13 protein-coding genes are annotated in these 12,880 nt (G+C 38.2%); 4 read left to right on the forward strand and 9 right to left on the reverse strand.

The window, feature by feature from the left end; translation table 11 throughout:
* Positions 1-8: 8 nt before the first annotated feature.
* The 4 genes from LXM54_RS08395 to LXM54_RS08410 form a co-directional block, all read right to left on the reverse strand.
* The gene (locus LXM54_RS08395; RefSeq protein ID WP_233314671.1) at positions 9-3,551 is read right to left on the reverse strand and encodes a CheR family methyltransferase; all 3,543 of its coding nucleotides are present in this window, start codon (positions 3,549-3,551) and stop codon (positions 9-11) included.
* A gap of 346 nt (positions 3,552-3,897) precedes the next feature.
* Positions 3,898-4,035 carry a YjcZ family sporulation protein gene (locus tag LXM54_RS08400; RefSeq protein ID WP_233314672.1) on the reverse strand — a complete coding sequence of 46 codons (138 nt, stop codon included), beginning with the start codon at positions 4,033-4,035 and terminating at the stop codon, positions 3,898-3,900.
* A gap of 36 nt (positions 4,036-4,071) precedes the next feature.
* A complete protein-coding gene (locus LXM54_RS08405) occupies positions 4,072-4,173 on the reverse strand; it encodes a YjcZ family sporulation protein (RefSeq protein WP_233314673.1) in 102 nt (33 codons plus the stop codon).
* 243 nt (positions 4,174-4,416) lie between these two features.
* On the reverse strand, positions 4,417-4,956 hold the full coding sequence (locus tag LXM54_RS08410; RefSeq protein ID WP_233314674.1) for a GbsR/MarR family transcriptional regulator: 540 nt from the start codon (positions 4,954-4,956) through the stop codon (positions 4,417-4,419).
* Between the two features lie 351 nt (positions 4,957-5,307).
* Between LXM54_RS08410 and LXM54_RS08415 the strand changes: the two genes are divergently transcribed.
* Genes LXM54_RS08415 through LXM54_RS08425 form a run of 3 tightly spaced genes read left to right on the forward strand, consistent with a single transcriptional unit; the run spans position 5,308 to position 8,274 of the window.
* Positions 5,308-6,546, forward strand: coding sequence for a quaternary amine ABC transporter ATP-binding protein (locus LXM54_RS08415; RefSeq protein ID WP_233314675.1), 1,239 nt, complete (start codon positions 5,308-5,310; stop codon positions 6,544-6,546).
* Entirely contained in the window at positions 6,546-7,391 is an 846-nt protein-coding gene (locus tag LXM54_RS08420; protein ID WP_233314676.1) for an ABC transporter permease, read from the forward strand. Before LXM54_RS08415 ends, LXM54_RS08420 begins: the two co-directional genes overlap by 1 nt.
* A gap of 4 nt (positions 7,392-7,395) precedes the next feature.
* Positions 7,396-8,274, forward strand: coding sequence for a glycine betaine ABC transporter substrate-binding protein (locus tag LXM54_RS08425; RefSeq protein WP_233314677.1), 879 nt, complete (start codon positions 7,396-7,398; stop codon positions 8,272-8,274).
* Between the two features lie 240 nt (positions 8,275-8,514).
* Here the strand turns inward: LXM54_RS08425 and LXM54_RS08430 are convergent, their stop codons facing one another.
* Together LXM54_RS08430 and LXM54_RS08435 are read right to left on the reverse strand one after the other, a co-directional pair.
* Positions 8,515-10,002, reverse strand: coding sequence for a flotillin family protein (locus tag LXM54_RS08430; protein ID WP_233314796.1), 1,488 nt, complete (start codon positions 10,000-10,002; stop codon positions 8,515-8,517).
* A 48-nt stretch (positions 10,003-10,050) separates the two neighbouring features.
* Positions 10,051-10,563 (reverse strand): hypothetical protein, encoded by a 513-nt coding sequence (locus tag LXM54_RS08435; protein ID WP_233314678.1) that lies wholly within the window; start codon positions 10,561-10,563, stop codon positions 10,051-10,053.
* Between the two features lie 274 nt (positions 10,564-10,837).
* On the opposite strand from LXM54_RS08435, the gene LXM54_RS08440 reads away from it, so the two are divergent.
* A complete protein-coding gene (locus tag LXM54_RS08440; RefSeq protein ID WP_233314679.1) occupies positions 10,838-11,143 on the forward strand; it encodes a hypothetical protein in 306 nt (101 codons plus the stop codon).
* Between the two features lie 57 nt (positions 11,144-11,200).
* Here LXM54_RS08440 and LXM54_RS08445 read toward each other — a convergent pair whose 3' ends face one another.
* The 3 genes from LXM54_RS08445 to LXM54_RS08455 form a co-directional block, all read right to left on the reverse strand.
* Positions 11,201-11,986, reverse strand: a complete 786-nt coding sequence (locus LXM54_RS08445) for an ABC transporter ATP-binding protein (RefSeq protein ID WP_233314680.1) — start codon at positions 11,984-11,986, stop codon at positions 11,201-11,203.
* A 116-nt stretch (positions 11,987-12,102) separates the two neighbouring features.
* A complete protein-coding gene (locus LXM54_RS08450; RefSeq protein ID WP_233314681.1) occupies positions 12,103-12,369 on the reverse strand; it encodes a phosphocarrier protein HPr in 267 nt (88 codons plus the stop codon).
* 153 nt (positions 12,370-12,522) lie between these two features.
* The gene (locus LXM54_RS08455) at positions 12,523-12,867 is read right to left on the reverse strand and encodes a PTS sugar transporter subunit IIB (protein ID WP_233314682.1); all 345 of its coding nucleotides are present in this window, start codon (positions 12,865-12,867) and stop codon (positions 12,523-12,525) included.
* Positions 12,868-12,880: the final 13 nt, after the last annotated feature.

The raw sequence follows: 12,880 nt of genomic DNA on the forward strand, positions 1-12,880 counted from the left end.
GGTTTTTTTCATTTGACAGGAAATCTCATTTCAACAGTTGTACCTACTCCTACTTCACTATGGAAAGTCAGTGTGCCTTTATGGTTATCAATGATTTTTTGACTGATCATCAATCCTAAGCCAGTCCCTTTTTCCTTTGTTGTATAGAAAGGCTCGCCCATTCTTTCTAGCTGCTCCTTCGGTATTCCCTTCCCTTGGTCTGACACTTTGACAAGCAGCTGACCTTCTGTCTCCATTCGGGCAGAAATAGAGATTGCACCTTCTGAATCCATTGCTTCCATTGCATTTTTAATCATGTTGATAAACAGCTGCTTCAACTCTTTTTCATTACAATAAACAGGAGGCATATTCAGTTCATAGTCTAGTGCAAGACTGATATTTTTTAAGATTGCCTGAGTACTCAGCAATACATTGACATCTTCTAGAATTCCTTCTATTTGCTGCTCTTTAAATGCAACAGCTTGCGGTCTTGCCAATACTAGGAATTCACTGATAATCAACTCCAGCCTATTGAATTCTGAGAACATCACTTCCGTATATTCCTTGTTATATGTATTGCTCTGCATCATCAGCTGCAAGAAGCCTTTCAGTGAAGTTAATGGATTTCGAATTTCATGGGCAATACCTGCGGCAAGCTGGCCGACAGCAGAAAGCATTTCTGATTTTTTCAGCATGGCTTCTGATTTTTTATTTTCCGTTATATCCTCAGATGTGCGAAGAATATTAACTAAATTTCCATAAGAATCTTTAATCGGATGAAAACTGACATTCTCCCATCTTTCAATACCATCATCCAAACGGTAAGTAATATTCCCTTCCCAATCATTGCCTACTTTAATAGCTTCCCAAACTGCTAGAAATCCCTCTGCATTTAAGTATTGCTCGTACACATCTAATATATGCAGGCCTATACAATCGAGTTCTTGCTTAGTCTGAAGCTTAAAGCGCTCATTTGTATATTCAATTCTACCAGCTTTATCGGTAATAATAATGCTTGTCGGACTCTGTTCAATCACGCTGGAAGTCAGACTCAGCTTTTGATTATAGGTTTTAATTTCTGTAATATCGGTAAAAGTAATAACAACACCATCGACAATATTATCGCTCGTGCGGTAAGGCATTGCCTTCATGCCATACCAGTTGCCGTCATAGCTGCGAATTTCTCTTTCCACTTTAGATGTCGTTTTCAATACTTCCTTTGCGTCCTCAAGTAAGGAACCGTACTCTAAATTATGGGAGATATGAAATAACGGACGGCCAATATCCATGTCCAGCACATTGACGATTTTCTGCACTTCTGGTGTAAATAATTTAATGTTGAAACCTTTATCTAAAAAGATCGTTCCTATATTTGTGTTTATTAATAGATTATCCAAGTCATTCGTTAAATCGGTTAACTCGGCAATCTTATTCTCGTATTCATTATTAACATTTATAAGCTCTTCGTTGACAGATTGCAGCTCCTCATTGGTCGATTGCAGCTCTTCATTAGAGGCAATCAGCTCTTCATTCGTTGATTGCAGCTCTTCATTGGACGTTTCAAGCTCCTCTATTGTTGTCTGCAGATTCTGTTGCGTATAGAATAATTCCTGCTCTAAATCGATGACCCTTTCACTGATTGTGCTGTCATGGTCAAAATAGATAGGTGAGGAAATAATTCCTTTACTTTCTTCTTCCTCATGAAACAAAAGAATCGAAAGAGCATCTTTATCAAGAAATCTTTTAATCGTTAAGTCGAAATATTTTTCTTCCTTGTCAATGACTAACAGCACATTTTTATACGTTACTTCTGATTCGTTTTCTCTTAGTTTTTTTAAACCTGTTCCAATAATGACCGACAGATGAGCTGGAACCATTTTAAAAATACTGTAATTCGTTTCACCAATCGGAACCGATAAAAACCGATTCGCCTTTTTCGAGGTGAGCACCACTTCATTCTGCTCATTTAAAATGATGCATGGATTAATAAAATCATTAACAAGCTTTTGATAAAGCAAGTCTACCTTTCGTCCTGGCAGTGCATCAAAGAATGTGGTAGGTACATGCACATCGGAATTTGTGGTTTCCTTCGCCTTCGTTTTGGAATGAATTGCAGGCTCCTTTAAATCCCATTTATCACTTTGCTTGTTGCGATAGATTTTCCATTTAGAATGGATAGGCTCAAAAAAGCCAGAAAGCTTGCCAACTGTTTCACTTGATCCTAAAAACAGTATTCCATCCTCAATCAGGGAAAAATGGAAAAGCGACAAGATTCTTTGCTGCAATTCAGGCTGGAAGTAAATCATCATATTGCGGCAGCTGATTAAGTCAATATTTACAAAAGGGGAGTCTTTTGAAATATTATGGGGAGCAAACACAATTTTCTTTCTGATTGTTTTCTTAACTTGGTACTTTTCACCGGCAGGCTCAAAGTATTTTTCTTTTATGTATGACGGAATTTCGCTTAACAGTTCACTATCATATATCCCTTGGCTAGCCGTCTTTATAGAATCTTTATCAACATCTGTTGCAAAAATACGAAAATCAATTGAATCTTCAATTGTCTCGATATATTGATCAATAAGCATAGCCATTGTATACGCTTCTTGTCCTGTTGAACAGCCTACAGTCCACACCCGGATTTCTTCTTCACCATTTTTTATTTTTCTTTCTACAAGCTCTGGTATCAGCTTCTCGATTTCCTTAAAGGCTTCTGGATCTCTGAAAAATTGAGTTACACCGATAAGAAGATCCTTTTGCAGTAAATCAATCTCCTCTGGAACCTTAAACAAATAATCACGGTACGCATCTAATGAATGCTGCGGATCTTTAATTACCTTCATTCTTCTTTCGATTCTGCGCAGCACACTGCTTTTTTTATAATAGGAGAAGTTAATACCTGTTTTTTTCAGCAAAATATTAAAGATATGCTTAAGTGACTCTTCACTATAATTTAAGCTGGATGGATCTGTAATTGTCTGGATGATTACAGGAATGTCAGAAGGAGCTTCTACATAATCAGCAACACCTGAAGTGATTGCACTTTTTGGCATGTTATGGAATTTAGCTGTATCTTTTTCCTGAACAAACACAATTCCTCCATTCTCTTTTATGATCTGAATACCTTCTGTCCCATCTGTTCCATTACCTGAAAAAACAATACTTATTGCCTTCTGCTGCTTTTCATAGGCAAGCGACCTGAAAAATGTATCGATTGGAAAGTTATAATGCTTGTCTTTCTCATATTCCTCCAGCTCAAAAACTCCTTCTTTAATTGTTAAGAACTGATTCGGAGGATTTAAATAGATCGTATTAGGAACCAACTGCATTCCTTTTGCCGCCCGTAAAATATTCATGTTCGTTTTTTTGGCGAGCAACTCCGGCATAAAACTCTTATACTTGGATGAAAGGTGCTGTACAATGACAAAGACCATACCTGTGTTTGAAGGCATATTGGCAAAAAACTGTTCAATTGCTTCCAGTCCGCCAGCCGAAGCCCCAATTCCGACCACATAATAGTCATTCATCCTATCAGTATGCTCCGATGAATGGGTAGAGATGTTTTCAGTCATAATTTCCCCCGATTCTATAAAGAATATATGTATTTTTAAGATATAAATTGATGCCCTATGTTATATGTCTATAATTATACTACTCCAACACCTATTGTAATATATGGTAAAAAGTGACAATTGTTTATTCATGATATGTAACTATGTTTTAATTGAATTTTTCCTCTGCTGTCAAACGGTAAATAACCCATCTTCTTTGCATGTCCCCTCACGTCCCTAATTCAAAAAATTTTTTTAGTATTCTTTACCCGTTATTTTTAGGCTCTAAACATTTTTTATCGTTTTTTTTATTTTTTTTATCGAAAAAGCCTGATTCCACGTCTGGAATCAGGCTTACTCCATATACTTACCATTTAAAGCAAGCTGCACCTACAATAATCAAAAGAATAAACAAAACAACGATTAACGCGAAACCTCCGCCGTAACCATGTCCTCCGCATGAATAACCGTAGCTAGGATAACCACATCCACCATATCCGTACATATAGTGTTCCTCCTTATAATTAATTATTTTTATCTCTTAGTAAAGTCCGCCGTAGCCCCAAGAAGCGCCAATGATTACCAACAAGATGAACAAAACTACTAATAGAGCGAAACCTCCGCCGTATCCTACTTCACCCATAATTAACTCCTCCTTTTTTAAATTCCATATATCCTATTCAAAACCCCCAGAATGTGCGATAGTCAAATGCACATTTTTTAGGTTTTTGACTAGTACAAGCAGGCACCCGCACTCTTTCTCATTGCAAAAAGGAGCACAGCTGCTGTCTCACCTATTCGTTCCAATCAACATTCTCTTAGTGAAATATTTTTTCTAAAAAACTAAAAAGGCCTCTCTTAAATTATAGAGAGGCCTTTTAGTTTGTTATTCTGTTTCCTTCATAGGTATAAGCTTAAAGATTTCCTTTGATTCCAGACTGTCTACAAATCTTTCGAGCCAATCATAGTAATTTAGAGCGTACTCGAGTTTTTGGATGTCGCTTTTCGCCATTTCTTTTACTTCTTCGTCGACATCTTCCCGGTCCAATAGCTTGTTTAATTCAGTCAGTGATTTTTTCATTTCGGTTTCATTTTCCGAAATAGCCGCTCTCCACTTAATTGCAAAAAAATCAACAAAGTTTTGGTACCAATCACTTTCTGCCTTGTATAGGTCCTTTCTTACCCCTTTTTTCCATACTTTATCGACCATCTTCAATTCCAATAAAGTTCTGACAGATGTACTCATGCTCGTTTTGCTCATGCCGAGCTCTTCTTTCATTTCATCCAGTGTCATTGGCTGCTCTTGAAACATTAACATTCCATATAGTCTGCCGATTGAATCTGTTACGCCATACAAGTCCATATTTTGAGCAATTACGTCAATTACTCTTTCTCGAGCCCTTTCCAGTTGTTCTTTACCTTCCATTGCTATATTCACATCCAATTTCATCATTCATTATATAGAAGAAAAACGGAGAAACTGATGCTTTGTATCTTTGTGGCAACTCTCCACTTTTTCGCATCTACGTTTGTTCAAATTAATTATTATTCCTTTATAGATTATCATGATTAATAAATTTGTAAAGAAACAATCACAATAGCATTCGGCAGTATTTAAGAGGAATTGTAAGGAAACGTCTATTACAGTACGTACAGTTTTTTCTGTACGTACAGAATGAATGAATTTGACTGAATATAAGCTTTGCGAGAATAAGTTAATTAATACTATACTTATGGAGTGCCAGCTTGACGGTTCCCGAAAAAACGAGGTGAAAGAATGGAAAACAACGTAAAAGTGAAAATTGAAGATGTTACAAAAATCTTCGGTAAAAACAGCAAAAAAGCCATTTCCCTTCTCCAAAAGGGTGAGAGTAAAGGGGAAATATTAAAAAAGACAGGTTCAACTGTCGGTGTTAACAAAGCAAGCTTTGAAATTAAAGCAGGCGAAATATTTGTCATTATGGGATTATCAGGGAGCGGTAAATCAACACTAGTCCGTTTGCTGAACAGACTTATTGATCCGACACTAGGGAAAATCTACATTGATGGCAAGGACATTGTGAAAATGTCTAAGGAAGAACTACGTAAAGTCAGAAGAGAAAAGATTAGCATGGTATTCCAAAAGTTCGCTCTTCTTCCGCACCGCACGATTCTGGAAAATACAGAGTTTGGCTTGGAAATACAAGGGATCGATAAAGCTGCCAGAAAACAGCGTGCTTTAGAATCTCTTAAACTAGTCGGCTTAGAAGGTTATGAAAACCAATATCCAGATCAGCTCAGCGGCGGAATGCAGCAGAGGGTTGGTCTTGCGAGAGCACTTGCAAATGATCCAGACGTATTGCTGATGGATGAAGCTTTTAGTGCACTTGACCCGTTAATCCGTAAAGATATGCAGGATGAATTACTTGATTTGCAATCAAATATGGAAAAAACAATCATCTTTATTACACATGATTTAGATGAAGCTTTACGTATTGGTGACCGTATCGCCTTAATGAAGGACGGAACCATTGTCCAAGTAGGTACACCAGAGGAAATCTTAATGAATCCTTCTAACGACTATGTCGAGCGTTTTGTCGAAGATGTTGATCTTTCGAAAGTATTAACAGCAAACCATGTTATGAAACGTGCAGAAGCTGTTAACGTAGACAAAGGGCCTCGTGTTGCTCTCCAAATGATGAGAGACCTCGGAATATCCAGCATTTATGTAGTCAATAAAAAAAGAGTGCTGCTTGGTGCTGTAACAGCAGATGCAGCTAAAAAAGCGGTTGAAAGCAACATACCTCTGCATGAAATATTGGAAGAGACAGTAACAGTAAGCGGTGAAACATTGCTGGTTGACCTCTTCGATAAAGTTTCAACTGCAAGTATACCTGTTGCAGTAACAGACGGGGAACATCGCTTGAAAGGCATGCTTGTCAGAGGTGCTGTTATCGGTGCACTTGCCGGCAATAATGAAAATATTAACAGTTCATTAGAAATGATTGAAACACAAAAAACGGAGGTGCTTAACTAATGGAAAATCTATTTCCAAAACTTCCGGTTGCAGATTGGATTGACACATTTGTAGATTGGCTGACTACCACATTCGCAGTAGCATTCGACGGTATCAGCGAAGGTCTTGAAGTTGTAGTAGATTCATTGGTAGCTGTATTTGCTTTTATCCCTTCCTATATCTTTATTATTCTTATGACATTGATTGCATGGAAATTAGCAAATAAGAAAATCGCATTATTTACTTTAGTTGGTTTATTTCTAGTTGATAATCTTGGGTATTGGGATCCAATGCTTGACACATTAGCACTTGTGCTGTCAGCTGTCATTATTTCGATTATCATAGGGGTGCCGCTTGGAATTTGGGCATCGCAAAAAAATACTGTGAAGCAAATAGTTGTTCCTGTACTAGACTTTATGCAGACAATGCCAGCATTTGTATATTTAATTCCTGCTATTTTCTTCTTTAATATAGGAGTCGTTCCTGGTGTAGTAGCATCTGTTATCTTCTCCATGCCACCTACTATTCGATTAACGATTCTTGGTGTTCAGCAAGTACCTGCTGATATTACGGAAGCGACCGAGTCCTTCGGAAGCACCACAGCACAAAAACTATTGAAGGTTCAGCTTCCCCTTGCCATGCCGACAATAATGGCCGGTATTAACCAAAGTATTATGCTTGCGCTATCCATGGTAGTAATCGCTGCAATGGTCGGAGCTCCTGGGTTAGGTGCTGACGTTTACCGAGCAGTTACTCAAATCCAAATCGGACGTGGCTTTGAAGCCGGTTTGGCAATTGTAGTGGTTGCAATCATTCTTGATAGAATTACACAAAATCTTGGTACAAAAAAACGAGGGGGAATTTAAACACATGAAAAAATTAATAACATTAGTATTTACAGCAGCATTAGTCTTCGCTCTTGCTGCCTGCGGTTCTAAAGCAGACGAAAATGCTCCCATCGCAGAGCAGGTAGATCACGAAATTATCGGAATTGACCCTGGTGCAGGAATTATGAAGGCAGCAAACAAAGCCAAGGAAGATTATGATTTGTCTGACTGGGAAATTGTCGAAGGTTCAAGTGCGGCAATGACTGCCACATTAAAAAAAGCTTATGATAAAAAAGAGCCAATCATTATTACAGGATGGACTCCGCATTGGATGTTTAATGCATATGATCTGAAATATTTAGATGATCCTAAAGGTTCATTCGGCGAAGATGAAAACATTCATACAATTGTTCGCAACGGTTTAAAAGAAGATATGCCAGAAGCATATCAAGTGCTTGATAACTTCCATTGGGATACAGATGCAATGGGCGAAGTTATGATGGAAATTTATGATGGAACACAACCTGAAGATGCAGCTGCTGCATGGGTGAAAGATAATGCCGATGTTGTAAGTGAATGGACGAAGGGCGTTTCAAAAGTAAATGGCGATAAAATTAAGCTTGGCTATGTTGCTTGGGACAGTGAAATTGCCAGTACAAATGTTATCGGCAAAGTTTTGACTGACCTAGGTTATGACGTTACATTAAGCCAAGTTGAAGCAGGTCCAATGTGGACTGGAGTGGCAGATGGAAGCCTTGATGCACATGTTGCAGGCTGGCTGCCAATAACACATGAAGATTATGCTACTAAGTATAAAGGCAAGTTTGAAGATCTAGGTGCAAACCTAGAAGGCACAAAGCTTGGTTTTGTAGTTCCAAGTTATATGGATATTGATTCTATTGAAGACTTGAAAGCAGAATAATCCATCAAAAGGGTATCCTAAAAAATAGGATGCCCTTTTAGTTTGCTAAGAAAAAAAGGAATTAAGAATAAATATTGCTTTAAAGATTTGCAGGACATTTAAATGATATGATGCATTCAAAGCGAGCAGTTTTTTCTGTAGTCCCCATCCATTTCGATTATTTATAGAATGAATACAGTTCCTCTTTAAAGTTTGTTTACAGACGAAAGGGTATCCTCGAATCAGGATACCCTTTTCATCTTATTCCTTTACTTCTGAAGGGAGCGCGTCGACTCTCTTACCTGAAAGATTATCCAGAAGCTCCTTCACATCAATCCCAGCAGATGCTTTTAAAGATTCTTGCATGGTTGCCATTAAATCAGTCGCATATGCTGATACTTTGTTTGCACCAGAGCTGCCGTTTCCGCCTGTATCGACAACTGTAATTTTATCGATGTTGCCAAGCGGGCTTGCCACTTGTTTCGCATACTCAGGAAGCATCTCCAACACCATATCTAACATAGCTGCCTGGCCATACATATCATATGCTTCCGCAATCTTCCGCTTCGCCTCTGCCTCTGCTAAACCTTTCAAGCGGATGATTTCTGCTTCTGTTTCCCCTTTTGCTTTCTCAGCTTCCGCTTTAGCCAATCCATCGACACGAACTTTTTCGGCTTCTGCCTTCGCTTGTGACTCAATTCTGTATTGATTGGCATCGGCTTCTGCCATCTGTCTGCGTTTATTTGCTTCTGCTGACTGCTCCACTGCGTAACGGTCTGCATCGGCTTTCTTTTTCACTTCCGAATCATATTGCTTTTCTCTTCTTAGTATCTCTTTTTCTTCCAGTTCAATCTGCTTTTGTCTTTCAATGATGCGAATTTGCATTTCTTGCTCTGTTACATCTTGTTTAGAACGTGCAGTTTCCAAATCATATGCCTGGTCAGCACGAGCTTTCGCTATATCCTGGTCTCTTCTGAAATCAGCCATTTTCATCTGATTTTCCTTTTCCGCTTCTGCTATTTCAGTAGCCCGCTCCAATTCTGCCTTTTTCGCATCCTTATCTGCTTCTGCTCTTTTAATTCTTGTTTCTTTGTCTGCCTCAGCTGTAGCGATGTCTGCATCTCTTTTCACTTGGGCAATTCTAGGCTTACCAAGAGAATCTAAATAGCCGTTCTTATCTCTTACATCCTTTATTGTAAAGGAAACAATCATTAAGCCCATCTTTGCCAAATCTTGTGACGCAACCCGCTGCACTTCTTGAGAGAATTTATCTCTGTTTTTATAGATTTCTTCGACTGTCATACTCCCTAAAATCGAGCGAAGATGACCTTCCAGCACTTCTCTTGCTTCATTTTCCCGATCTCCTTTTGATTTTCCAAGGAACTGCTCGGCTGCAGTTGCAATTTCGCCAATTGATCCGCCAATTTTTATAATAGCCGTACCATCAGCCATAACAGGAACACCTTGTTCTGTATAAACTTCTGGTGTGGATACATCTAGCTTACTTGACAGCAAGCTTAGCGGCTCTGACTGCTGAAACACAGGCAAAATAAATGTACCGCCGCCGCGAATAATCTTAATTTTATTTCCTGATTCATCTACATGAACATTTTTCGAACCTAGATAGCTGCCTGTAACGATAAGTGCTTCATCAGGCCCTGCTGTTTTATATTTAGCGATAAAAATACCTACTAACGCAATAAACAAAATAAGTACAATTCCGATAATAATCCAAATTTCTAGAGCAATTCCCATCATTGTTCCTCCTTCTTTCCCTTATGTTGTAAGTAAATCATTTCAGCCGTCATACGGGACGACATAGCAAATCCGGTCTCTCACCTCCACCACAATTGTTTCTGTTCCATTTTCGATAACTTCATTGTAAAAACTGGCCGCTGTCTTTGAAATATGTCCGCTTGTGCTTTCAATCATTATTTCCCCGAAACCATCCTTTGGAACTGCAGTTATTACTTTTCCGATTCTTCCCTTTAAAGACTCTTCATTGTACACGAGCGACTCCTCTGCAGAAGATAATGGAATTAATACAAAAAAGTGGAAGCAACTTGCCGCAATTAAGGCCGCTATCGCCGACAGTCCAAGAATTAACAGACTGTTCATATCGCTATAGCGTTCTAATAAATATCCGCATGCTGACAAAATCGTCAAAAAGGAAAGCAATAATGTAGGATTAAGGATGCCGATATCTGCATGAATAATATCGGAAAAAAAGATGGAGAACAAAATGAGCACCGCTGAAATCACTAATACAGCGAGATAAATGGATATTATACTAACTCCGAATAGCTCCATTTAGCATCATTCACTTTCTAAAGTTTTATTTATAAAAAACACTCTCCCAAACTAAACCATTCACCACCTATCCTTTCTAAATGTTTTGATAACTTATTTACGAAGAAAGCGCGGAGAAGTTTCACTATTTATTAATTTTTTTAATCATTCACATTTTTATTATTTACTATCTTTCTAAATTACGATTATTAATCATCTTTTTTTGAAAATCTCATATTTTACTAATAAGGGAATTTTTAAATATTTATTGAACAATGCAAGTATGGAGGAAAAGATGAATCGATTAGAAAAACATGCAAACCAGGATCATAAAAAGGGGAAAAAAAAATTATACCTTATTAGCTGTGGTGTCTTACTTCTTCTTTTTATCGGCGGCTTTATTTTCACAGAGCTATTTTTTGCAGATAAGCCCAATGACCAAAACCTAGGAGACAAAGTAATCATTACCCTTCCAACTGGCAAAAAAGTATTTACTTATGAGAATCTGATTGTCGAGGAAAACGGAAAGCTATTATATAAAGGGGAACGAAACACCATTGATTTAACTGGCGGTGTTGTTGTTTACGAGGATTGGGATTAACCATGCACATGATTTAGGCTGGCCAGAAATTTGGCCAGCCTTATTCCATCTCTTAAGTCATTGAGTTACATGTTTTGCCAAAAGCGGCCGTCCATTACTCCAGATAACATCGACAGGAAAGGAGAAATACTCGCTTAAGCTAGAACTTGTCATAATTTCTTCCGTTTTTCCTTTAGCAAAAACAGTCCCCTCCTTCAAAAGCAATGTGGAAGAAAATACTGGCAAAATTTCTTCCAGATGATGTGTCACATAAATAATCGTCGGGGCCGCTTCCATTTGCGCCAAGGTTTGAATTGTTTCAAGCAATTGCTCTCTTGCTAAAAAGTCAAGGCCGGTCGCCGGCTCATCAAGAATTACCAGCTCTGGGTCGAGCATAAGTGAACGGGCAATTAAAACACGCTGCTTCTCTCCTTGCGATAAGCTGGAGTATGCCCTGTCGGCATATTCATAACAGCCTAGCTCTCTAAGAAGGCGGATTGCTTTAGCCCTGACTTCATCTGTAGGTGTTTCATATAAACCGATGCTTGCATAAGCACCGCTCAAAATGATTTCATAGGCACTGTCTGATACATAAAGATTTTGCTGCAGCCTGCTCGATACAAGGCCGATTCTTTTTCTTAAATTAGCACCAAGCTCTGATGCACCGAATTCTTTGTCAAGCACAGTCAGCTTTCCGACTGTTGGATGATAATAAGCGCAAATCATATTAAGCAGCGCACTTTTTCCTGCTCCATTTAAGCCATATAGCACCCAATGCTCTCCGCGGTTAATTTCCCAATTAATATCCTTTAAAATCCATTTCCCATTCCTTTTAAGTCCAATACCTTCTGCCTTTACAACCATTAGTTTTCCCTCCCATTCCCATTTTACATGATAATCGGAATATTTGGACAATAATTCTTATGAAAACTAAAAGCCCCCTAATGTATAGGGGGCTTTTAGTATGTATTTTGTTTGGATTAGCCTACTAGGCCTTCTTTTTTAAGAACTGCTTCCAAACCATCTACAGCTTCTGCTTCGTCTTCACCAGTAGCAGAAATAGTAATTTCTCCGCCTTTTGGTACACCAAGTGACATAACGCCCATGATGGATTTCAAGTTTACAGATTTGCCTTTATATGCAATTTGCATGTCTGATTTGAATTTGCTTGCAGTGCTTACTAATAATGTAGCTGGTCTTGCATGTATTCCAGTTTCATCAATAATAGTAAAAGTTTTTTCGCTCATAGTAAAATACCTCCAAATAAAAATATGTGTTACCTTTCTATTTTAGCTGATTTTCAATGTTAATACTAACTTTTTTTCTTTTCTTTTCCGTTCTTCTTCTATCTTTTGATAAAGTCAGAAAACTATTCATGTTTTTTTGCGTGTTTGGAAAGCTTATTGCTGGCCATCCAAAAAGGCCAGCCCGCTGTTTTTCTTTTCTGAAACCAGTTTCACAGCAAGGTCAAGAACTTCCTTTGCATTAAACTTTCCATAGTCCACCGTATTAATGATGGAAACAGGAATTTCTTTTTTGCTTGCCATTTTTGTAACATCACGGAGCAGAAACCGAACTTGCGGTCCAAGCAAAATAACATCTGCTTTATCTAAATGATGGTTGATCGCTTCAGCAGGAATCGCCCAGATAGTGCAATCTATATTATTGGTCTCTGCATATTTCTTCATTTTGCGCACAAGCAAGCTTGTAGACATGCCGACAGCACAGCATAATAATATTCTCATGAGATCCTCACAC

Source organism: Bacillus sp. Au-Bac7 (assembly GCF_021341655.1).
In the GTDB taxonomy this organism is placed as follows: domain Bacteria; phylum Bacillota; class Bacilli; order Bacillales; family Cytobacillaceae; genus Niallia.